26 protein-coding genes and 2 pseudogenes are annotated in these 22,574 nt (G+C 42.5%); 19 read left to right on the top strand and 9 right to left on the bottom strand.

Going from position 1 to position 22,574, the window contains the following annotated elements; genetic code table 11:
• Positions 1–84 precede the first annotated feature (84 nt).
• From E4665_RS06575 to E4665_RS06510, 14 genes and pseudogenes are all read left to right on the top strand, one after another.
• Positions 85–2,097 carry a S9 family peptidase gene (locus E4665_RS06575; protein WP_135348001.1) on the top strand — a complete coding sequence of 671 codons (2,013 nt, stop codon included), beginning with the start codon at positions 85–87 and terminating at the stop codon, positions 2,095–2,097.
• A 316-nt stretch (positions 2,098–2,413) separates the two neighbouring features.
• On the top strand, positions 2,414–4,084 hold the full coding sequence (locus E4665_RS06570; protein ID WP_135348000.1) for a peptide ABC transporter substrate-binding protein: 1,671 nt from the start codon (positions 2,414–2,416) through the stop codon (positions 4,082–4,084).
• Positions 4,085–4,181: 97 nt separating this feature from the next.
• The gene (locus E4665_RS06565; RefSeq protein ID WP_277752209.1) at positions 4,182–5,108 is read left to right on the top strand and encodes an ABC transporter permease; all 927 of its coding nucleotides are present in this window, start codon (positions 4,182–4,184) and stop codon (positions 5,106–5,108) included.
• Entirely contained in the window at positions 5,101–6,132 is a 1,032-nt protein-coding gene (locus E4665_RS06560) for an ABC transporter permease (RefSeq protein WP_135347998.1), read from the top strand. Before E4665_RS06565 ends, E4665_RS06560 begins: the two co-directional genes overlap by 8 nt.
• A gap of 4 nt (positions 6,133–6,136) precedes the next feature.
• Positions 6,137–7,183, top strand: coding sequence for an ABC transporter ATP-binding protein (locus tag E4665_RS06555; RefSeq protein ID WP_135347997.1), 1,047 nt, complete (start codon positions 6,137–6,139; stop codon positions 7,181–7,183).
• The gene (locus tag E4665_RS06550; RefSeq protein ID WP_135347996.1) at positions 7,180–8,121 is read left to right on the top strand and encodes an ABC transporter ATP-binding protein; all 942 of its coding nucleotides are present in this window, start codon (positions 7,180–7,182) and stop codon (positions 8,119–8,121) included. Before E4665_RS06555 ends, E4665_RS06550 begins: the two co-directional genes overlap by 4 nt.
• Positions 8,105–8,455, top strand: a complete 351-nt coding sequence (locus E4665_RS06545; RefSeq protein WP_135347995.1) for a DUF3899 domain-containing protein — start codon at positions 8,105–8,107, stop codon at positions 8,453–8,455. The genes E4665_RS06550 and E4665_RS06545 overlap by 17 nt, the downstream gene beginning before the upstream one ends.
• A 203-nt stretch (positions 8,456–8,658) precedes the next feature.
• A pseudogene (locus tag E4665_RS18470) lies at positions 8,659–8,796 on the top strand (VOC family protein); the annotation flags it as partial.
• A 153-nt stretch (positions 8,797–8,949) separates the two neighbouring features.
• Positions 8,950–9,309 (top strand): ArsR/SmtB family transcription factor, encoded by a 360-nt coding sequence (locus tag E4665_RS06535; RefSeq protein ID WP_135347994.1) that lies wholly within the window; start codon positions 8,950–8,952, stop codon positions 9,307–9,309.
• Between the two features lie 74 nt (positions 9,310–9,383).
• Positions 9,384–9,752, top strand: a complete 369-nt coding sequence (locus tag E4665_RS06530; protein WP_241654715.1) for a DMT family transporter — start codon at positions 9,384–9,386, stop codon at positions 9,750–9,752.
• 160 nt (positions 9,753–9,912) lie between these two features.
• On the top strand, positions 9,913–10,344 hold the full coding sequence (locus tag E4665_RS06525; RefSeq protein WP_135347993.1) for a DMT family transporter: 432 nt from the start codon (positions 9,913–9,915) through the stop codon (positions 10,342–10,344).
• A 338-nt stretch (positions 10,345–10,682) separates the two neighbouring features.
• Positions 10,683–11,054 carry an iron chaperone gene (locus E4665_RS06520; protein ID WP_135347992.1) on the top strand — a complete coding sequence of 124 codons (372 nt, stop codon included), beginning with the start codon at positions 10,683–10,685 and terminating at the stop codon, positions 11,052–11,054.
• A gap of 101 nt (positions 11,055–11,155) precedes the next feature.
• Positions 11,156–11,416, top strand: a complete 261-nt coding sequence (locus E4665_RS06515; protein WP_135347991.1) for an AbrB/MazE/SpoVT family DNA-binding domain-containing protein — start codon at positions 11,156–11,158, stop codon at positions 11,414–11,416.
• Entirely contained in the window at positions 11,413–11,820 is a 408-nt protein-coding gene (locus E4665_RS06510; RefSeq protein WP_135347990.1) for a type II toxin-antitoxin system death-on-curing family toxin, read from the top strand. Before E4665_RS06515 ends, E4665_RS06510 begins: the two co-directional genes overlap by 4 nt.
• 6 nt (positions 11,821–11,826) lie before the next feature.
• On the opposite strand, the gene queG is transcribed toward E4665_RS06510, so the two are convergent.
• Positions 11,827–12,993: a tRNA epoxyqueuosine(34) reductase QueG gene (gene queG, locus E4665_RS06505; protein ID WP_135347989.1), complete on the bottom strand. Its 1,167-nt coding sequence runs from the start codon at positions 12,991–12,993 to the stop codon at positions 11,827–11,829.
• A gap of 244 nt (positions 12,994–13,237) precedes the next feature.
• On the opposite strand from queG, the gene E4665_RS06500 reads away from it, so the two are divergent.
• A complete protein-coding gene (locus tag E4665_RS06500; RefSeq protein WP_135347988.1) occupies positions 13,238–13,945 on the top strand; it encodes a DNA alkylation repair protein in 708 nt (235 codons plus the stop codon).
• Positions 13,946–14,060: 115 nt separating this feature from the next.
• Here the strand turns inward: E4665_RS06500 and E4665_RS06495 are convergent, their stop codons facing one another.
• The 8 genes and pseudogenes from E4665_RS06495 to E4665_RS06460 all read right to left on the bottom strand — a co-directional run bounded on the left by E4665_RS06495 (position 14,061) and on the right by E4665_RS06460 (position 18,510).
• Positions 14,061–14,693: a LysE family translocator gene (locus E4665_RS06495; RefSeq protein WP_135347987.1), complete on the bottom strand. Its 633-nt coding sequence runs from the start codon at positions 14,691–14,693 to the stop codon at positions 14,061–14,063.
• Positions 14,694–14,770: 77 nt separating this feature from the next.
• The gene (locus E4665_RS18735; protein WP_338325997.1) at positions 14,771–14,899 is read right to left on the bottom strand and encodes a hypothetical protein; all 129 of its coding nucleotides are present in this window, start codon (positions 14,897–14,899) and stop codon (positions 14,771–14,773) included.
• A gap of 97 nt (positions 14,900–14,996) precedes the next feature.
• Positions 14,997–15,527, bottom strand: a complete 531-nt coding sequence (locus tag E4665_RS06485; RefSeq protein ID WP_135347986.1) for a GNAT family N-acetyltransferase — start codon at positions 15,525–15,527, stop codon at positions 14,997–14,999.
• Positions 15,528–15,722: 195 nt separating this feature from the next.
• Positions 15,723–15,800, bottom strand: a pseudogene (locus E4665_RS18805) (ATP-binding cassette domain-containing protein); the annotation flags it as partial.
• Between the two features lie 67 nt (positions 15,801–15,867).
• Positions 15,868–16,734: a pentapeptide repeat-containing protein gene (locus tag E4665_RS06475; protein WP_135347985.1), complete on the bottom strand. Its 867-nt coding sequence runs from the start codon at positions 16,732–16,734 to the stop codon at positions 15,868–15,870.
• A gap of 14 nt (positions 16,735–16,748) precedes the next feature.
• Positions 16,749–17,078, bottom strand: a complete 330-nt coding sequence (locus tag E4665_RS06470; RefSeq protein WP_135347984.1) for a PadR family transcriptional regulator — start codon at positions 17,076–17,078, stop codon at positions 16,749–16,751.
• 215 nt (positions 17,079–17,293) lie between these two features.
• Positions 17,294–17,863 carry an NAD(P)/FAD-dependent oxidoreductase gene (locus tag E4665_RS06465; protein ID WP_135347983.1) on the bottom strand — a complete coding sequence of 190 codons (570 nt, stop codon included), beginning with the start codon at positions 17,861–17,863 and terminating at the stop codon, positions 17,294–17,296.
• Between the two features lie 191 nt (positions 17,864–18,054).
• A complete protein-coding gene (locus tag E4665_RS06460; RefSeq protein ID WP_135347982.1) occupies positions 18,055–18,510 on the bottom strand; it encodes a GNAT family N-acetyltransferase in 456 nt (151 codons plus the stop codon).
• 622 nt (positions 18,511–19,132) lie between these two features.
• Between E4665_RS06460 and E4665_RS06455 the strand changes: the two genes are divergently transcribed.
• The 4 genes from E4665_RS06455 (at position 19,133) to E4665_RS06440 (ending at position 22,482) form a co-directional block, all read left to right on the top strand.
• Positions 19,133–19,834 carry a response regulator transcription factor gene (locus E4665_RS06455; protein WP_135347981.1) on the top strand — a complete coding sequence of 234 codons (702 nt, stop codon included), beginning with the start codon at positions 19,133–19,135 and terminating at the stop codon, positions 19,832–19,834.
• 2 nt (positions 19,835–19,836) lie between these two features.
• On the top strand, positions 19,837–20,772 hold the full coding sequence (locus tag E4665_RS06450; protein ID WP_206663559.1) for a sensor histidine kinase: 936 nt from the start codon (positions 19,837–19,839) through the stop codon (positions 20,770–20,772).
• Between the two features lie 68 nt (positions 20,773–20,840).
• Complete coding sequence (locus E4665_RS06445; RefSeq protein WP_135347980.1) at positions 20,841–21,764, top strand: ABC transporter ATP-binding protein; 924 nt, start codon at positions 20,841–20,843, stop codon at positions 21,762–21,764.
• Complete coding sequence (locus E4665_RS06440) at positions 21,757–22,482, top strand: ABC transporter permease (protein WP_167815134.1); 726 nt, start codon at positions 21,757–21,759, stop codon at positions 22,480–22,482. Before E4665_RS06445 ends, E4665_RS06440 begins: the two co-directional genes overlap by 8 nt.
• Positions 22,483–22,574 lie beyond the last annotated feature (92 nt).

The following is a 22,574-nucleotide window of genomic DNA, read 5'->3' as shown; positions in this document are numbered from 1 at the left end:
GTCAGTACGAATCCTGATAAACGTTGGGCATTTGATCTGCTGGAGAAAGAAAAGTAATCAATTGGGGAGAGGAGATAGCATGGCATGGGGCAAAAACGATTAATTACCATTAATGATCTGAACGACTTTATTTTTACAGGGTCACCCGTTGTCTCACCTGTGGACGAGCAGATTGTTTACGTTGTAACGAAAGTGGATCAGAAAGGCAACGGATATTCTTCAGCACTTTATCTTTCGGACAACTCGTCTGTACCTCGGCGGCTGACATTTGATCTTGCTGGAGATCAGTTAGTGAAAAATCATCATCCCCGATTTTCAAAAGATGGAAGGAACATTTATTTCTTATCCAACAGGACGGGTAAAGATCAGGTGTGGAGACTACCAGTTAATGGGGGTGAAGCGCAGCCGGTTACAGATTTTGATCAGGAGGTCACCGATTTTAATGTTTCATCCGATGAAACGTTTCTGGTTGTTGAGAGTTCCGTTCCTGATGAAAAACAGACGGATAATGAGGACGTCACTGTGATTCAACGGCTCCGTTATCAGGCAAACGGGAAAGGGTTCATTCAATCGACACGCGCATTGTTCAAGCTCGATCTTAAAAGTCATGAAAAGCAATTATTGACTGATCAGAACCTCGACGCATATGGTTTGGTCCTTTCTCCGGACGATTTCAAACTGTATTTTCTTCAGAAAAAAGTAAATGCCGATCGGACTGACTATTTAGCCGACATTTATGTGCACGACTTCCGGAATAACGAACAAAGTTTGTTCTATCAGGCGAAAGGAGACATTTTCAATCTTCAGGTGTCGCACCACGGGCAATTCGTGGCCTTTGCTGGCAATGAAGACGGTGAGTGCAGTCCTGAAAACATTGCCATATGGCTAATACCGTCACAAGGCGGGGTAGCGCGCAACGTAACGGAAAAGGAATTCTATTCCCTTGGTAACCATGTTGGAACAGATGCACGATTTGATGGGGGCAAGACGGTCTTTCTTTGGGACGATCAGGATCAGTCGCTCATCTATCTTGTCGATGAAGGACCGAACGCGGGTCTGAAGCGTGTCGGTCTGGACGGTACAATCTCACCTGTTTATCTAAAGGATAAAGAAGTCGTGACGTCATTTGATCAAAAACATGGGCGTCTTGCATTGGTTCTTTCGACACCTGTATCCACAGGAGATTTATATGTGCTCGACGGGGAGAAAACGGTCCGGAAATTGAGTGACCATAACAGCACCCTGTTTAACACACTGGATTTGGCTATACCTGTTTCGTTTACATATGAGGGTGCAGACAATTGGAAAATCGACGGCTGGGTGCTGTTTCCGCCGACTCAAGTTAAAACAAAGGAAAAAATACCTGTTGTTTTGGAAATTCACGGTGGCCCGGCGTCGGCGTACGGTTATTCATTTAATCACGAATTTCAAGTCCTTGCTGCTCAGGGTTACGCCGTTGTTTATACAAATCCGCGTGGTAGCCAGGGGTATGGCGCCAAGTTTTGCAGCGGGGTGTATAACGATTGGGGAGAAAAGGATAAAGAAGACATTCTCAGAGGCCTCGATTATGTGCTTGACCGCTTCCCGCAGCTCGACCGCATCAGGCAATACGTTACCGGCGGCAGTTATGGCGGCTTTATGACCAACGCCATCATTGGGACAACGAATCGTTTCACGGCTGCGGTGACGCAGCGTTCCATTTCCAATTTGTTTACTTTGTATGAGACGAGCGACATTGGCTACTATTTCCTCTCACGCTATTTTAACGGGGCCGATTTATGGAGCGATGAAGAAAAGCTGATGCATTTTTCACCGATTCGGAATGCGAAAAACGTTACGACACCAACCCTGATTATTCATAGCGAAGAGGATCACCGTTGCCCGATTGAACAGGCCGAACAGTGGTATGGGGTGCTCCGTCGTCTGGGCGTTGAGACGCGGTTTGTACGGATCAAAGGAGAGAATCACGGGCTTTCCCGTAGCGGAAAACCGAAGAACAGAATCACGCGTCTTAATGAGATTCTCAACTGGTTTGACCGACACAATGAAGATAAAAGCCGTGAAGACAAAGTGCAAAAAGCATGGGCTGTAGAATGATTTTCAGAGTTCATTAGTATTTGAGCCTATTGATCCATGATTAAGAAAGGTATCATTAACTTTCACTATTAAATCACTAAAATCATATTGATTTACTTATAATTAGACTTTATACTGTTGCTGTTGGCAAAAAAAGAGAGAGTCGGCAGGAATCAAAGAAACAAGGGGGTTAGATGATGCGTAAAAACAGACGGTTTAAAAGGTGTTGTTGTTTCAGATAAGACAAGGGATCCGGTGATCCTGAAAACAGATAACCATTTCAGTTGGAACTAATAGTTTAACAGTTTTTAACAAATGAAAGTGGGGGGTTATAAAGATGAAAAAAATAAGTAAACGAGTGAGTGCACTGCTCGGTACTTTGTTGATGGTCGTCGCACTGACCGGCTGCGGTTCAAACGCCAGCGGCAGTAACTCATCATCTAAGTCATCGACGGGTAACCTAGCATCAAAGCAGGTATTAAACTGGGTGACCACAGCAGAAATACCGACGGCGGATTCTGTTAAGGAATACGATACCGTCAGTTCAGAACAAATTGATATATTTGCTGAAGGTCTGTACAAGATCAACGGCAAGAACGATCCGGTACCGGCACTTGCTGCTGGTAAACCGCAGCCGACCAACAGTGCCAAAACACAGTACATTATTAATCTTAAAAAAGGCTTGAAATGGTCAAACGGAGCACCGTTGACCGCAAATGATTTCGTGTTCGCCTGGAGACGTCTGTTTGACCCGAAGACGGCTGCACAGAATGCCAGTGTTTATTTCAACATCAAGAATGCACAGGCAATCAGTGAAGGGAAGAAGAGCGTCGATCAGTTAGGTATCAAGGCTCTTTCTGATACGAAGCTGCAAATCGACTTGATCAATCCTGATCCGTACTTCGAAGAAAAACTTTCATCGGAAAATCTCTTCCCGCAAAATGAGAAGTTTGTCAATTCGAAGGGAAGCAAATACGGTTCAAGCAGCGCGGATACCTTGAGCAACGGACCGTTTGTTCTGACCGATTGGGATGGTACCGGCCTGACTTGGAAGTATGTTAAGAATAAATATTACTGGGATAAAAAGAATATTCATTTAAACCAGATTAATGTTCAGGTGCTCAAAAATACGTCGACAGGGGTTAACCTCTTTCAGGCAGGAAAAACCGACGCAGCACCGCTGGATGGAGACTTTGTCAAACAATTCCAGAAAGACCCGAGATATCATAATGTTTTAGCTTTGCGTGCGACAAATCTTGAATTCGGGACAAGTTCGAATAAATATCTGCAGAATGAAAACCTGCGCAAAGCGATCAGCCTGTCGATTAACCGTGAACAGTTAGTCAACAATGTATTGGATGACGGTTCGCGAGCGGCAACAGGCATCATCCCTAAAGGGATTGCCAAGAGTCCGGTAGACGGTAAAGACTTTACAGAGGTAGCCGGAAATCAGTCGCCTTATAACAAAGCGGAAGCAACACAACTGTGGAATAAGGCAAAGAAAGAACTGGGTACAAGCAAAATTGCATTTACTCTGCTCACCGATGACTCTACAGGGGCAGGAAATGTTGGCCAGTATCTGCAGAGTCAGATTGAGTCGGCATTACCAGGTGTGACCATTAATATCAGCAATGTTCCGGCCAAAGTCCGGTTCCAGAAAATGATGTCTTATAAGTTCGATCTAGCGCTCGGTGGCTGGACCGGCGACTTTGACCCAGTAAGTTTTCCGCAGCAGTTCTATTCTACCTTTGAACATAATCATGCGCAGTTTAAAGATGCCAACTACGATAAATTGATTGACAAGATCAATTCTCCGGCTGATCTGAAAAATCTGGAACAGCGGTGGAACGATCTGCTGGCTGCACAGAAATATCTGCTTGATCGTGCGGTTGTTGTACCACTCGATCAGGGTTCGGAAAACTATCTGATTAACCCGAAAGTTAAAGGCATTGTTACGCATAACCTTGGTGCACCATTCGATATCACCCGTGCCTATCTTGTAAAATAAAATTTTCTAGGAAAAGGGGGGGACGTTTAACTGTCTTCCTCTTTTTTATTGGGTCTTTAAAAAGGAAGGGATCAGAGTGAAGGGTTTCCTCAAGTTTATGTTCAAGAGGGTAATCTATATGATTGTTACATTGCTGTTGATAAGTTCCGTTACTTTTCTTCTGATGCAAAAATTACCGGGTTCGCCTTATGGTAATGAAGAAAAATTAACAAATGTACAGAAGGCCGTGATGAATCACCAATATGGTCTGGATAAGCCAGTGGTCGTTCAGTATTTGTACTACATGGTGGGTGTGGCCAAAGGAAATCTAGGTGTCTCTCTTCAGTTTGGAAATCAACCCGTCAGTAAGATTATTGCAACAAGAATCGGGCCATCCGTTCAGCTTGGCATCCAGGCATTAATAATAGGGACGGTGGTCGGGATCTTATTCGGCATCATTTCCGCCAGGTTCCAAAATACATGGTTGGACACGTCAACTTCTTTGTTTGCCATATTGGGGGGATCAGTCCCCAATTTCGTCTTTGCAGTCCTATTACAATTGTTTTTTGCCATTGATTTGAAATGGTTGCCGATAGGCTTGTGGGATAACGGCTTTGCTTCCTCCATTCTCCCATCACTGGCCTTGGCGATTACACCGATGGCTGACTCCGCCAGGTTTATCCGAACAGAAATGATCGATGTCCTGCACAGTGACTACATCGAACTGGCACGTTCAACCGGTGTGGATGAATGGACCGTTGCCTTCCGTTACGGGTTGCGGAATGCGGTGATTCCGCTGATCACTATCTTAGGGCCAATGGTCGCCAGTTTGCTGACAGGTTCACTCGTTGTGGAACAAATTTTTGCGGTTCCCGGGATCGGCGAACAGTTCACAAAATCAATTCTTTCAAATGATTATTTTACGATTATGGGTCTGACGATCCTTTACTCAACGTTGCTGGTCATTGTGATTCTGATCGTTGATATTTTGTACGTCTTGATTGATCCACGGATACGCTTGATTGGGGGAACAAGAGATGAGTAAAACAAACGTTCAGCAAGTTCCCGATAAGTACTTCACATTGAGTCAACAGTCCGAAGCAGAAGAAAATATTCAGGACACACAGCCGGTTTCGCTCAGTTTTTATAGGGACAGCTGGAGAAGGATCAAGAAGAATAAGGGTGCCGTGGTATCACTAATCATCCTGCTGATCATCCTGGTGATTGCAGTTGGATCAATCTGGTTTTCACCGCACAATCCCGATACTCAGCAAGTTCAGTACTCCTTTCTACCCCCTAAGATACCAGGCTTACATATTAATGGCTTTAACGGCTACGCCAAACAGGCTGGTGTCTGGGTTGACGTGTATAAGGAAAAGGATGTTCCGTCTTCGGTGTATTTCTATTTAGGGACGGACCAATTCGGCAGAGACTTGTTGTCACGGCTGCTCTATGGGACGAGAATTTCGCTCTTAATTGCTTTTTCCGCCGCATTTCTTGATCTGACGATCGGCGTCCCCTATGGCCTCATTTCCGGATGGCTTGGCGGAAAGGCTGATACAATAATGCAGCGGGCGCTGGAAATTATATCTGGTGTTCCAACTTTGGTTGTTGTTGTTCTGATGCTGCTTATTTTTCCGCCGGGCATTCCGTCAATCATCATGGCACTGGCACTGATTGGTTGGATCACGATGGCCCGCGTGGTCAGAGGGCAGACACTGCAGATAAAAAATCAAGAGTTTATTCTCGCGGCTAGAGTCCTGGGCCAGAGACCGGTAAAAACGGTTCTGGGTCATATTCTTCCGAATCTGAGCAGCGTGATTATTATTCAGACAATGTTCACCATTCCTGAGGCGATATTTTTTGAAGCGTTCTTAAGTTTCATCGGTGTAGGTATGCGTGCGCCCAATGCTTCGCTTGGGACGCTGATCAATGACGGCTATCAGACGTTCCAGTTTTATCCTCATTTAATGTGGTACCCGGCACTGATTATCAGTCTGATCATGATTGCTTTTAATATTTTTGCCGACGGGCTCAGAGATGCTTTTGATCCGAAGATGAAGGGATGATCACGTGTCAGAGACAATCTTATCTTTAGATGATGTACATGTTTCATTTGACTCACTTAACGGGAAAGTTCATGCCGTCCGAGGGGTCTCGTTTGATTTACATTATGGAGAGACACTGGCTCTTGTCGGTGAATCCGGCTCCGGAAAATCGGTCACCTGCCGGAGTATTATTCGCCTTCTTTCGAAAAATGCGTCGATTGACGACGGCAGCATCCTCTACGAAGGAAAGAATATTTTAGCAAAATCACAGCGGGAAATGCGTAGTATTCGAGGTAAAGAGATCTCAATTATCTTTCAAGATCCGATGACGTCGCTTAATCCAACCATGCGTGTCAGTAAGCAGATCGCTTTGCCGATGATTCATCATTTGCACTTATCAAAACACGAAGCGATGAAAAGGGCGATCGAGCTGCTAAAACGCGTCGGCATACCAAACAGTGAAGTACGCTATAAGGACTATCCGCATCAGTTTTCAGGCGGACAGAGGCAGAGAATTGTGATTGCCATCGCGCTTGCCTGCAATCCGAAGCTTCTGATTGCTGATGAACCGACCACAGCGCTAGATGTGACCATTCAGGCACAGATCATTGAATTAATGAAAGATATCCAGAAGAAAAACGGTACATCGATCATTTTCATTACTCATGACCTGGGCGTTGTTGCTAAGGTGGCCGACCGGGTCGCCGTGATGTATGCTGGTAAAATTGTTGAGATAGGAACGGCAGAAGAAATTTTTTATTTACCGCAGCATCCATACACTTGGGGACTGTTGCAATCTGTACCAACAGCAGATGAGGCCGATGAGGAACTCTATGCGATTCCGGGAGCGCCACCGGATCTGATCCATCCGTCGAAAGGAGACGCCTTCTATTCAAGAAATCCTTATGCTCTTGAAGCTGATCGTTACTATGAGCCCCCGTATTTTCAGCTGTCGCCGACCCACTTTGCAGCGACGTGGCTGCTCGATGAGCGGGCGCCCAAGGTTGAGCCCCCGCCTTCAATACAGCGAAGATATGCAACCTTTTATAAAAAACATGGAGGGAAACCATGAGCGATCAGAACGTTTTGCTGCAAGTCAAAGGATTGAAAAAGTTCTTCTCCCGTGAACAAAAGGGTGAGATACGAGCGGTTAATAATATAAATTTCGATATTGTAGAAGGTGAAACATTGGGACTGGTCGGCGAATCCGGCTGCGGGAAGACAACGACCGGACGTTGCATCGTCAAACTGTATCATCCTACTAATGGAGAAATTATTTTCGATGGCAAGGATATTGCTAGGATCAGATCCAAACGTGATCAGCTGGAATTTTGTCGCAATGTACAGATGATTTTTCAGGATCCTTATGCCTCACTGGATCCGAAGAAAAAAGTACAGGATATTATAGGCGAAGGCATTGATGTCCATCATTTGGCTAAATCCAGGGAAGACCGGAATCATCAGATCCGCGGGTTACTGGCTACAGTGGGGCTGAATCCAGAACATGCAGGGCGCTATCCGCATGAATTTTCTGGTGGACAACGTCAGCGTATTGGCATTGCCAGAGCGCTGGCGGTCAAACCGAAGCTGATCGTCTGTGACGAACCGATTTCCGCTCTGGATGTGTCGATTCAGGCACAGGTGGTCAATCTGTTAAAGAAACTACAGAAGGAGCGGAATCTAACCTATTTGTTCATTGCCCATGACCTGTCAATGGTTAAGTACATCAGTGACCGGATTGCCGTTATGTACCGCGGAGTGATTGTCGAATTGGGAGATACCGATGAGCTCTATCACTATCCGATTCATCGCTATACAAAAAGCTTACTGTCGGCCATTCCCCATGCGGATCCTTATAAAGAAATAAATCGTTCCCGGATCATTTATCAATTTCATGAAGGCGATCTGAATGGTGAATTGCATGAGATTGGCAAAGGTCACTTTGTTTTATCCCAGGACAATCAAGTCGAGGCGTATAAGGAACAGCTGAAAAATGAAAAGAAAAATTAAGCTGCGGAAACTTATCATCTATTTTTTCTGTTCATGGATTATCTATTTTCTCTTTTTCCTTTGGGAAGGCGGTCACTTTAACATGGTAACCCTTTCCAATGCCAGCTTTCTGTTTGCTCTGATGCTGACGATTATTCTGACAGCACTCTGGCTGCGGCAAGAAAGAGCATTTTCCGCTTTTTCTGAGAGTTGCAAACGATTCTTCTTAAAAAACTATAAGCCTAGGGATGAACGGGGTCGGAATGCAAAAAAGAAAAATCCCTACTTGAGGTACGCGTGGATCATCTCTATTTTTTACTATCTGATCAGTTTCACGCTTTTGCTATTTTCATGAAGAAAACGAATGGGTTCTATTTATTCCGATTGAAGAATGAAGCTAAAAAATAAAATTTCCAATAGGGAAGACAAGATAGTGTTTTGCTTGTTGTCAATAAGCATTATAGGGATGGTTTGTCTGTACTCTAAATTAAAGTACAAAAAATCGGGAGAATTTATATTTATCTCTCGATTTTTCATTTAAAGGCTACCTTTTTAGGCCAAGAGGTATTTAAGAAACTTCAAGCAGGTGCCGACGTCATGATGCCGCTTCAAGAAATGCCCTGGAGTCCATTCTACGGACAAGTAAAAGATAAATTCGATATCACAGGGCAGATCTCAACAGAAATCAATGATTAATTGCTTTGTTACCAAGCAACATATAACACTAAGTATCCATTGATAAGCGACCACATTCAAAATGAATACATTTTATTTATGGCGGTACTGTTGATGCGAATCTTCTTCAGGGTAAGGATGTAAAAAGTTAATGGGATTGGAGCCACACAGAGTATGATTGATTTTTTCGCAAACTTATTCACTAAAACTTTCAAGGCATTATCAAATAAGACTCGATTAGAAATACTCGATTGGTTTAAAGATCCTTTAAAACATTTTGATAAACCTACGGCGATTTTATCAAAAAATATAAGTGAAAAGGGCGATGTATGTGTAGGAGATATTCAAGAAAAAGCCGGACTTTCCCAATCGACTATTTCTTCCTATCTTGCCATGTTGCAGGATGCAGGTTTGTTAGAATCCGAAAGACACGGTAAATGGACTTATTATAGAAGAAACGAAGAAGCAATTAGGAAATTAGCTGACAATATAAAAAAATTGCTTAAAAGATTTTTTTATATTGTTTTTTATTAATCTATATATCTAGATATATAACTATTTGAAAATATGCTTAAATCACCAAATAACTACATATGGAGCGGGAACGAGTGAATGTGATAACTGTTGTCATTACTTTTATAGGGGGAACTATTTTAAGCGCGCAATCTTCAATTAATGGGAAATTAAGTAAGAAAATAGGTGCGTTGGAAACGGCTCTTTTGACCTTTATAACAGGTACTTTATTTTTATCATTATGGTTAATTTTCTTTGGTAGAGGAAATTTGCTGGCTATAGCACAAGCTCCAGTATGGCAATTATGTGCGGTCTTTTTCGGAGTCGGTTATTTGTTTCTAACAATTTTAGCGGGTCCAAAAATTGGAGTGAGTGCAGCAAATGTTGCTGCCATTATTGGTCAGATTTCGGCCAGCTTTATTATTGATCAATTTGGCTGGTTTGGTGGGAAGTTGTTTTCATGATTTGGTACAGAATAATTGGTTTATTATTGATGCTGGCAGCGTTGTATCTGTTGTTTAAAGATCATGAAGAACCAGCTGAATGAAAGGATTTACAGCACTTTAATGACTAACTAAATGAATCGTAAATATATAGATATTCGTATAAAGAGGAGAATTATAATTGAAAAAAGCAATCTTTTATTTAGTTGCACTTATATCAGGAACCGCCTTAAGCCTGGAAGGCGCTATTTATGGAGAACTAGGAAAAATAATTGGTCAATTTGAAAGCAGTTTTTATAATTTTTTTGTGGGATCGATTTTACTGACCTTAATTGTTTTGTTTTTTGGCAGAGGGAAGTTGTCACATACATTAAGTATGCCCAGATGGTACTTGTTGGGTGGTTTGTTTGGAGTCAGTTATTTAACAATTCTAGTTTTTGGTGTTCCTAAAGTCGGAGTAGGGATATCAATGATTGCTGTAGTAGCCGGTCAAATGATCATGAGTATGTTTATTGAACATTTTGGTTGGCTGGGCAGTGTGAAAAATAGAATAACCCGCAGAAAAGTTCTAGCCATTGTATGTATGTTAGGGGCACTCATCGTTATTTACTAAAATTAAAATTTTACAAACATGAAGAGGCTGGACGTCGTCTCTAAAAAGTGAATGAGCGGATAGAAAAGCACGGGCTTTTCTGTCCGCCGCGTTGTTTCTACACTCCATTGCAACGAATATGGTGTTATTCAGCAATTAGAATTTAGAACAAATAGTTGATTCTAAGATCTTTGAACAACTAAAAAGGTATTAGAAACCAAGAAAATCATGTGAAACCCGACATTTCTTAACATTTAAGAATCACCCGCTTTTTCATCAAAAAAGGTGAAAAATGAAAAAGTATCTCATCCTTGATATGATTATTGGTGTCCAAACCCAATATATGTGGAGGGAACAACATGGAAGTCTTTGCCGACTATTTAGCGCATATTGATGACCCGCAACATCAGGCACAAACGGAAGAAGTTTTGGCTTGGGTCACTGAGAAATTTACGAATTTAAAGCAAAGAATTGCGTGGAATCAACCGATGTTTACGGATCATGGCACATTCATTATTGGCTTTAGTGTGTCTAAACATCACTTGGCAGTTGCACCGGAACGTGCAGGGATTGATCACTTTTCTGATGAAATTAAACGGGCTGGTTATGATCATACTAAGCTGTTAATACGTTTTCCATGGGATCGACCGGTTGATTTCTCGTTGCTTGAAAAAATAATCGTGTTTAATATTACGGATAAAGCAGACTGTTCGACTTTTTGGCGGAAATAAAAAAACCGGATGATTATAGGAACTCAATTGTAAACTAGTAGTATGCGTGTTAATGTATATACGTAAATACATTCGCATATTATAACAAGGAGGGAATTAATATGGGGAGTGTTAACGTGCAAAGAAAAATTTTTAAAATGGGAAATAGTTATGGATCGACTTATCCAATAGAAGTACTGGAACATCTCAATGCGAAACCAGGTGATCAAGTTGAGTTTAAGCTTCAAGCGGATGGTACAGTGACTATCAAAAAGAAAAATAATGTTCAATTACCTGATGGAATTGATCCTGAACTGATCAAAACGGTTACTGGAGTAATGAATCAGTATGATCGAGCAATTAAGGAATTGGCTAAGAAATGAAAGAAATTTTGTTTCTGAGTGAAAATGACTTGATTTTTATCAATTCAATCTTGATTAAAAAATATACGCCATCCGAACAGATTGGGGTAAAAGAACCCTCTTTGCTAAATAGTGCTGTAAATCGTCCCAAGCAGTCGGCATTTGGTCAAGATGCTTATTCAACAATATATGAAAAGGCAGCAGCATTATTTCAAAGCGTTGTTCAAAACCATCCTTTTTACAATGCAAATAAGAGGACAGGTTTTGTGGGAATGGTCACTTTTCTCAATAAAAATAATATTCGATTTGACGCGACCGATGATGAAGTTATCGATTTTACGGTCAGGATTTCTGATCAGCAGAACAAAATAGGCATTGCTGAAGCGAGCACATGGATTGAAAATCATTCAAGATCAGCCACTTGAGTCGTGTCATTTTTCAGTGCTTTTATCCGCATCCAGCCGTTCTTTGATCCACTGGTGAATCTTTTCATCTGTTTCTTTGGCAAGCAGATTTTCTAATGATTGAATCATCTGCGCGCGCGTGTCGGGTTCAAAACGATCCCACATCTGCTGAAGCGCCCAGGTGATGGTGCGACGAATCACCGGACGTGGATCTTCGCTCAGCAGACGAAGGAGTTCCGGTGCGGCGGAGATTTCTTTGTAATTGCCGAGTGCCACAATTGCATTGCGCTGAATCGGCTTTTTCCCCCGCCAGGAGCCGGATAGCGGGCCAAAGGTCTCTTTGAATTCACGATTGGACAGCGATAACAGCGGCTGCAAAAGGGGACGGGCCAGTTCTGGATCCGGCTCCATCTCCTCATGAAAATGACTGTCTACATCACGGTTGTACGGACAGACCTGCTGACAGGTGTCGCAGCCATAGAGACGGTTGCCGATCGCTTTTTTGTATTCTTCCGGAAGTTCCTGCTTGGTCTGTGTGAGATAGGCGATGCACTTTTGGCTATTAAGCTGTCCGCCCTGAACCAGGGCCCCGGTTGGACAGTGGTCGATGCAAATCGTGCAGTCGCCGCAAAGGTCGGTTGCCGGCTTGTCCGGCGGGAACGGGATGTTGGTCAGCATTTCGCCAAGATAAACATACGATCCGAGTTCTTTCGTAATGAGGTTGGTGCTTTTTCCTGCCCAGCCGATGCCGGCACGTTCAGCCACCGCCCGATCAGACAATTCTCCGGTATCGACCATGCTTTTGTATTTGGCTCCGTGGATCGTGTCAACGAGAAATTCACCAAGCTTTTGCAAGCGATCACGAAGAATCATATGGTAGTCCTGCCCCCAGGAGACCCGGGCAAAAGCACCGCGACGATGACCTTTCGTGTTTGCCGGTCGTTCGGGCATTCTCTTCGGATACGCCATGGCGATCGAAACGATCGACTGCACACCGTCCATGAGCAGAGATGGCTCAGTTCTTTTCTCGATATCCTTCTCCTCGAATCCGGACTGAAACCCAAGCGCCCGCTGCTCATAGAGCCGTGCCTTTAATTCGGCGAACGGATCAGCCGTCGTGAAGCCAATCTTGTCCACGCCTATTTCTTTACTATATGTGATCAGCTGTTCTTTCAGCTTTTGAAAATCCGTCATTTTTTTGTGTCCCTTCATGACTGCCAATATAAATTTCGGGAGATTGATCCAGCTCTGAAAACGGAGTTCAAAACTGCTGATCTCATGATAGCGTGATTGGACGATGTCCGCAAATCATTGCTGTAATATAATAAAAGCAACAATTAAAAAGAGACGGGTAAGCCTATGTGGTCCAGAAAGAAACTTATTTCAATAGAGTCAGGGAAGAAGTAAGGACAATGATAATGGAAGGGAGTGCCAAACGATGGATTGCGAAATGGTGATGCAGGAACTGGAAGCGCTTGGCAAGGAACGAATCAAGAAGACCTATATTAGCAATGGTGCCCATGAACCGCTTTTTGGCGTGGCTACAGGACAAATGAAGCCGATCGCAAAGAAAATAAAGATCAATCAGCCTTTAGCAGAACAGCTTTACGCCACAGGGAACTACGATGCCATGTATTTTGCTGGCATTATTGCGGACCCAAAGGCAATGACTGAGGAGGATTTTGAGCGTTGGATGGATGCGGCGTACTTTTATATGCTATCTGATTTCGTGGTGGCAGTCACTCTGTCAGAAACCGATATTGCACAAGTCATTGCTGATAAATGGATTGCAAGCGGTGAAGAACTGAGAATGTCAGCTGGCTGGAGCTGTTACTGCTGGCTTCTGGGTAATCGCCCGGACAATGAATTTAACTCAAATAAGATTGCCAGCATGCTTGATCAAGTGGAAAATACGATTCACGATTTTCCTGATCGATCGAAAGCCTCTATGAATAATTTCATCTACACCGTCGGGATTTCCTATTTGCCGCTCCATGATCAGGCGCTCGAAACCGCAAAGGCGGTCGGACCAGTCGAAATCAGGCGGGACAAGAAAAAAAGCAGGATCCTGCACGCTTCCGAAAGTATTCAAAAGGACCTGGATAGAGGGAGGTTGGGTTTCAAACGCAAATACGTAAGGTGTTAGCCTTGATGAGTCTTCCCGAAAAAATAGAGACAGGCTCAGCAAAGGGTCACTGGCTTGCCTCTCAAGAAGGGCTCATTTGGGTTTCTTCCCAAACAGCATACGTAAGGAGCAGAATTTATTTATTTTTGACGAATGCCAAATTTAACGCCAACAGGCCTAAAATCGTTGCCATGAAATATTTTTGTACTTTTTTCCATACCGGTCTCTCCCTTAGTATTTTGGAGACTTGACCAGCAAATAACACGATTAATAAGTTTACGGAAAAGCTGATGATAATCTGTGTAGTTCCAAGCACGCCAATTTGAAGAGCTAACGGACCATTTTGAGGATGTTCAAACTGAGGTAACAAAGAGATGTAAAGAACCGCTATTTTGGGATTTAATAAATTCGTCATTAACCCGTTCAAATATAGTTTTTTCAGCGTGCGATGAGGAACATCATGAGGTTCAAAAACAGACTCGCTTCCCGGCTTTATGGCGTTCCATGCCATCCACAGCAAATAAATGATTCCTGCGACTTTGATGGCTGAATAAAGCAGAGGAACCGTTTTAAAGATGAAATCAAGTCCTAAAATGGTTGCGATCACATAAACGATAAAACCTGTGACAACACCTAATAATGAAAAAAAGCCTGCCTTCTTACCCTGAGTGAGAGAACATGATACGAGATACATCATATTGGGTCCGGGTGCGCATACAATTCCTAAAGCAACCAGTGAAAAACTGACCAGAGTAACGGAGTCTACCACAGTTTTATCTCCCCTTATAAAAAACTTTTCATTAAGAATACCACATGAACAAAATTGAATCTATTATAGAACCTTAATTAGGTATCAGATTCACCGTTTATAGGGACCAATAGGACAAAACCCGTCAGAATTTTTTCCAAGAGCCCCTGGGACATTTTAAATTGGAGATCGCGTGAAGACAAATCATTTGCATGACCATAGCCCAAGACATAATCGAGACATTTTTCATGGGAACATTTTTTGCATTTCTACTTATGATGACTCTTAGTCCCCTTCATACAATGAAAGTCGAAGATGATGCGCTCATAGTAGCCGTTCATAGAGCCTGAACCACTTCAGTCCATAGTGTCCAAGCCCCAAATCAACTGTATTAATATAGTTAAAACCACATTTTTCATATAATTTGATAGCAGGTATGTTATTTTCGTAAACATCCAACCGGATTGACTTTGCGTGTGACTTAATACCGTATTCAATAGAAAAATCTATCAATGCTTTGCCTACACCACGTTTCAAAAAATTCGGATGTACGACAAATGTATGAATAACAAAGATATCCGAATAGTCGTCAGACGCAAATTTCCATTTGGCTTTTTCATATGCGGGCTCAGGCTTATGACTTAAAATAAGAGAACCAATGATTATCCCATCATACCTTGCTACATAGAGATTACCTTGTGTTACGCCGTCAACTGCATTCTGTCTCACAGGATAAACACCTTTTATCCATTCAGGATAGTTAACTGAACGAGCTAAATGGTCATTCAAATCGTTATAAAGTTGTTCTAATTCATCACTATCATTTGCTTTTCCTGACTCAATAACGATATCCATATGTTTAACCCTTCCGCAGCATAAAATCAAACGCCCATTTTTCCAATTGATAGAGTGATTTTCTCACAATTCTATTGAGCAGTAAACAGGAACTGTGGAGTTAACACTTAATTTGACCTTATCTGAGGATCATAGAAACTAAGGACTGCCGTGCATTTTCGGTTTTTGACGCAACGTCCAATCCGGCGGTTCCGCCGTCTTGCCCGCGCCGTTGGAGCCAAGCAAGGCGAAAATAGTACCCTGTTCCATCTTGAAATTTACACATTTTAGCACATGAAGCTGTTTATAGGACTTCTCAAGCCCCCCGCCTGAATGGCTATGTTATGCATATTCTCCTTCCTTAAATAACAGTAACCTTTGATAAATCAGCCTTCATGCCCTTGAGTGCGGCATACGTCAGCTTATCCATCATGGCTCCGTCAAAGCAGATGGTTTTGATGGCACGGTAATATTTATTAGTTAAGACATGCGTTGCTCGGAAAGATACGTTTTTGAGTGTCGCGTCTTTAAACGACGCGTCGTTCAGTGCTACCTTGTCAAACGTGGCATCGATAAAGGTATGACCGTCAAAACACATGCCCCGCAGGTCGGAATAGTTGAAATCGACGCCGTTAAAGACACAATTTTCCATTACAGTCTTTCTGAGATCGGTCATCGACAGCGTGACATCCGTAAACCGGACATCAATGAATTTTGTTCCCGTCAGATCCGACTTACTGATATTGGTGCGAATCAGTATAGACTGCCGGAAACTTGAATCCCTGAGGTCAATAATTGATAGTTTGCAGTCGGTCAGGTTTGCGCCATCGAAATTGGCTTCACGCACATCGCTGCCGACAAATGCGCTGCCCGTTAAGTCCGCACCGGAAAAGTCGGAGCCGCGCAGCGCGCTTGCTTTAAAGTTTCTTTTGTGCGCGATGACGCCTGCAAAATCGCTCCCCTGCAGGTCGCTCGCGCTGAAATGGATCACAGCTCGCCGCTCAAGAGAGTGGGAGAGGTCGGCGACTTCCTGTACGGTTTCTTCAATGTCACCGATGCTGTCGATCGTCATCTGGAAGGCTGTTTCATCATCCTTGCCCTCGGCTTTGAGTTCACGATACCGCTCCTGCAAATCGGAGAGCAGATCGGCCTTTAAATCGGCAACACTTTTCACGCCGTCATAAGGGGCAAAAACGTCGTTCAAATAGTGACTTAATTTTTCATTCATGGCTGGAATCTCCTTCAAAGTAATTTATCAAGAATTCGTTTGGTGTACTCCCAATTGCTTTTGTTGCTGGAATAAGTGGCTTTGCCTTTATCGGTGATCCGAAAATATTTCCGCCGTCCGCCCTGAGACTCATCACCCCAGTACCACTCAATGTCACCGTCCGCCTCAAGCCGCCGGACGCTGGAATACATCGTGGCCTCCTTTAATTCGTAGTCACCGCCCGAGCGCTCGGCAATCAGTTTGACAATTTCGTAGCCGTAGTGATCCGCTTCGGATAAGAGCCGTAAAATCATTGTATCGGAATGTCCGCGCAGCTGGTCGGATGTAATTTTATTCGTACGCATGTCATCACCTCACAGTATCAATATATATCATATTACTGTGACAGTCAAAGTAATATTACGTGTTAATCTTGTATGAAAATAATGGATTTATAAAGTGACTCTTGTTGTCATCGATTCAATGGATTGCCGTCAATAAAATAGAGAAGCAAGGCACCATAATCTGTGCCTTGCTTTGGGTGATGCAGAAAAATATGTGATTTGGCTGAATTGAGGATTCAGTCCGTTGGCTGTTTGTCGTGATCCACGTAGCGTTCGCCTTTCAGCTCACTGATCAGGTTGATCGCTTTTTTTGCGCCGTCTCCGCTTGTGACAATCGTGTGGACGCTGACGCCAGCGGCCACACCGGCAGCCCAGATGCCGTCAATGCTCGTATGTCCGGCCTCATCCGTTTCGATCACAGTTTTCACATATTTCTCGCGGCCGTCTTTGGTCTTCAGACCGATTGTTTGCGCCAATTTGGCGTTCGAGCCGGTTGCCAGAATGATCTGACCAGCGGAATAGGAAGCACCGTCTTCTGTTTTAATATCGAATGCTTCGCCGTTTTTGGTGACATTCGTCACCTGCGATTTGACAAACTCGGCTCCAAAGCGTTCCACCTGTTTTTTCCCCGTTTCAACCAGTGACGCTCCGCTCGTCTCCAGAATGCCGTAGTGATTTTTGAGAAGCGCGCGCTGGGTCAGTCCTTTTTCATTATCAATAACCAGTGTTTTCAGTCCCGCTTTGCTTGTGAAGATGGCAGCACTCTGACCCGCCGGTCCACCGCCGATAATAACCACATCGTACATTTGAAATCCCTCCATCCCGGAATTTATCTTTTCTACTTCCATAATAAACATTTTCGGGAGTTAAAGCCTGAATCGTGCTTCTTGAAATCGGATCGATTCCTGAATGAGTCACGGAACCTTTGGACACTTATAGTGGCTCCCCGATTTTCAGGAGTCGCTTGCGAGAAGAAAAGCACACTATTTTCAATGACTTACAGCGTCTTTGTCAGGAACACACTGTTCGGATCTGCGGCGTAATCCGAAAACGGCTGACAAGAGTGAAATCCTAAACCCGTATATAATCTTCTCGCTGGTTCAAATGCTTCCTGCGAACCGGTTTCCAAACTTAGGCGCTGATAGCCGCGAACACTGGCTTCTTCAATAATGTGTTGCAGAAGCCGCCGGGCAACACCCCTTCTCAGATGTGATGAAGCAGTTCGCATGGATTTGACTTCTCCATGCTGGCTGTCAAGCTCTTTGAGTGCCCCACAGCCAAGTAATTCGCCTCCTTCCCACGCACTCCAGAAGGTGATGTCCGGTTTTCTCAGCGTCTCAAGATCCAGTGCATGGATACTTTCCGGTGGGGAAACGTGTGCCATACCCTGAAGGTGCTCTCTGATTAAGCAAATAATTTTGTCGCCAGTTAAGTCGTCTGTCTTAATCTCCATGATTCTGGTTCCTCCTTCAAACATTATGGGTGATTTATTCTACTGTAGCACGATTACTTCTACCTTTTCTCATACGCCAAACCGGTAAAGCAGCTATCACACTGCACACGGCGTTTCATCTCCCCGGGTATCATTATAAAAAATTTTTTGATGATATATTGATGTAAAGTACTTTTTTTAAATATAAAGTTGTTTACTGGACAAAAAAGTTCTTTTCTGAGAATAATGTTGTGTGCAGACGTACTGCTAAGAAAACTTTATACATTCTCCGAGATAATATTATAAAAGTACTTTTCAAGAGATCATGTAAATGATACATATTAATCAATATGATTGCAGCTTAACTGATTTAATCCAATTAGATAACAGTACATGGAGCAACAAAAATGAAGTACATGAATACGCGTGAGTTTAGGACAACTGAATATTAAAATTAGATGTGAGGACGATTGTAGATCTTTTAGTTCAAGAAGCAGCGACGCATATAAAGTTTTAACGAGGAAGACCGAATCCCAGGTTTGGTACATTTTAGTCGATGTCGCTGATGCTAAAGGATGCTTAAAAACCAACCGATGAAGAAGAAATGAAAATAGAAGGGTGAAAATTGAGAAGTGGAGTATATATGACTGAATATAAGGTTCTAATTATTGATGATGATGTTGAACTTTGCAATTTACTTGAAAGGTGTTTATTAAACACTGGCATGGTTGTAACCAAAGCCCATGCCGGTGCAAGAGGCATGTCTCTTTTTCAGAGTGCAACTTTTTGCCTAGTAGTGCTTGATGTCATGCTACCCGATATAAATGGTTTTAGCCTTTTGGAACAAATCAGAAGTGAAAGCACTGTTCCTATTCTTATGCTGACGGCAAAAAATGAAGAGGACGATAAAGTAAACGGTTTGAGGTTAGGGGCTGATGATTATCTGACCAAACCTTTTGGCATAAGGGAATTTCTTGCACGAGTCGATTCATTAATTCGGCGCAATACAATACTCAATTATGGAGTAAATCTGCAGAATGGCAAGCTTTGCTTCGATGGTATTGTCATAAATGGCACTAACCGAACAGTTTGCGTTAATGGTAATTTCGTAGAACTTACTGCAAAAGAGTTTGACCTACTCTACTTTTTAGCAGAACATAAGGGGAAAATATTCACAAAACGTCAATTATATAATAATGTCTGGCATGATGAATATTCCTTTGACGACAGCAACATTATGTCTTTCATCAGTAAGTTACGAAGAAAAATTGAGATGTGTCCTGAAACCCCAAAGTATATTCAAACAGTACGCGGTGTGGGTTATCGGTTCAATCAGGGAGTTTAGCTATGGTATTTTTTGTATGCGGAATGATCATCACAATACTGTGCTTCGTGATTGCTGCTTTGGCATTCTATTTATATAGAACTAAAGTGCAGTTGATGGAAGCAAGCACTATAGTAGATGAAATTGCAAATGGAAACATGAACAGACGGTTAATCGTTAGTAAAACGTCACCCGTAGCTAGTTTGTGCTACAAGATCAATGAGATTGTTATCCAGACCAAAAATGAGCTGTTTAAGCACCAGCAAGCAGAGAGATCATATCGGCAACTTGCAACCAGTTTGTCCCATGATATACGAACACCACTTGCCTCACTGACAGGTTATCTTGAAGCCATCCAATTGGGGTATGTAACCGGCAAGGAAAAAGAACAGTATATCGAAATTGCATTAAATAAGGCCCTTGATTTGAAATATTATGTTGATACACTCTTTGAATGGCTTAAGCTGGAATCTGGTGAACGGATATATCACTATGAGAATATAGACATCCATGAATATGCGAGAGAAATTGTTTCCGAATGGATACCACAATTTGAAAAAAACGACATCTGCTATGATATATCTGTACCGGAAAACGAATTGTTTGTTTCAATAGATAAAACCGCTCTAAAACGCATACTGGATAATCTACTCCAAAATGTATTGACACATGGTCATGCCACATTTATAAAAGTAAGCGAGGAAGAGAACGATAATAAAATGGCCTTTGAAATACAGGATAATGGAGTTGGAATATCCGAAACCGATTTACCACACATCTTTGAACGGCTTTATAAGTGCAATACGGCTCGTGGTACAAAGGGCAGCGGCTTGGGGTTATCAATTGTAGCCGAACTGGTGAAAGGACTACATGGAGAAATTACTGTTAAGAGTATAAAAGAAAAAGGCACACTTTTTTTCTTATTGTTTCCCTTATTAGTTCCTGAAAAACAAGACTAAATCAAGATAGCGGCAAGATTATGGCAAGGTTAGCATGCTATTCTTGTTTATGAAGGGGGCTAATAACAGTGAATGATTGTGTCATTGAAACGCAGATGCTGACAAAGAGATACGGATCTACTACCGTCGTCAACAATGTAAGCATCCATGTGAAACGTGGACGTATTTATGGTCTGTTAGGTCGTAATGGTGCCGGAAAGACAACAACCATGAAAATGATTTTGGGATTGTCAGCAATATCTTCTGGCGAAGTGCGGTTGTTTGGTGAATCGCTCAAAAAAAATGAACGTAAATTATATCCCCGAATTGGTTCAATTATTGAAACTCCTGGTTTTTACCCGCATCTAACTGGCACAGAAAATCTACAAATTTTTGCAAGAATTCGCGGTACTATAAAGCAAAATGCGGTCCAGGAAGCTCTAAAGACAGTGGGTCTTCCCTATGACGATAAAAAACCGTTTTCTTCGTATTCGCTTGGTATGAAACAGCGCTTGGGTATTGCCAACGCAATCCTCAACGATCCGGAACTGCTTATATTGGATGAACCGACTAATGGCCTTGATCCCATTGGTATTGCTGAAGTGCGCGCATTTATCCGGAGCTTAAGTGAGGAATATGGAAAAACCATCCTGATATCCAGCCATATTCTAACAGAAATTGCTTTGCTTGCTGACGATATTGGCATTCTCCATCATGGCAACCTCTTGGAAGAAAACACGATGGCTGATCTTGAAAAGAAAAATCAGAAGTATATCCATATTCAAGTGACTTCTCAATCTTTAGCAGCACAAGTACTTGAACGCGTATTGCATACCAATAACTACACTGCCGAAGCAGATAATTCCATGCGTATCTATGATACCGGTATCGACCTTGTGGAATTAAATAAAGCTTTAGTTTCCGTAGGAGCCGGCGTCTCTACAATCCAGATTTGCAGTGATAATTTGGAGGACTATTTCAAAAAAATAACAGGTGGTGTTGGCATTGAATAATCTATTGGCTGCTGAACGATTGAAATTGCGGCATAACAGGCTGATTATATCATGCTCATCGCTTGCTATAATCTTGCCTGTCATGGTAATTGCAACAGATATTTTTCAGGGAGCACTGCCGAAGTACTCTATTATGGGATGGGTATTCCGGCTAGCTTCCCTGTGTCAGTATTTTGCTTATCCCGTGCTAAGTGGTTTCGTCCTTACTTTTTTGATTCAAAGGGAATATACCGACCATACAATTATAAACATGCTTACGGCACCCGTTACCCGCACAAGACTTTTAATAGGAAAGCTCATTATTTGGGCTACTTGGCATATTACGATGACGCTATGTTATCTTGCAATAGTATGCTTAGGTGCTGGCATCTTGTATGGTAGTGCAACACTATACGGGTCCTTTTATGAAATAGCTAGCTTTATCATAAAATTTGGCCTGCTTCATTTAGTTACTCTTACCCCTATCGCATGGGTGGCTGTTTTACAACGTAAGAATTTTTATCCATCTTTGTTATGCACCATAATCTTTACTGGAATAGGTTTCGCTGGATTGTATTTTCCAAAATTTTTGGGAAGCTTAGTGCCTTGGTCTTCTGTGCCTCTGATTACTGTTCCAGGTATGCAAGTTGTGCCGGTACTGGCGACTACATCCATTTGCATTTGTGCATTTTTTGGCCTTTTTATGGCAGTATACTCTTTTAAACATCAAGATCAATAACAGATAGCATATTTGCTCTTGTGCATGACCTTAAATGATCAATTTAGTAAACAAATTTATTTGTATTTATCATTTGAGTCTCATTAAATAAT

Source organism: Sporolactobacillus shoreae, assembly GCF_004684935.1.
In the GTDB taxonomy this organism is placed as follows: domain Bacteria; phylum Bacillota; class Bacilli; order Bacillales; family Sporolactobacillaceae; genus Sporolactobacillus; species Sporolactobacillus shoreae.
This window is presented reverse-complemented; position numbering and strand designations above follow the sequence as displayed.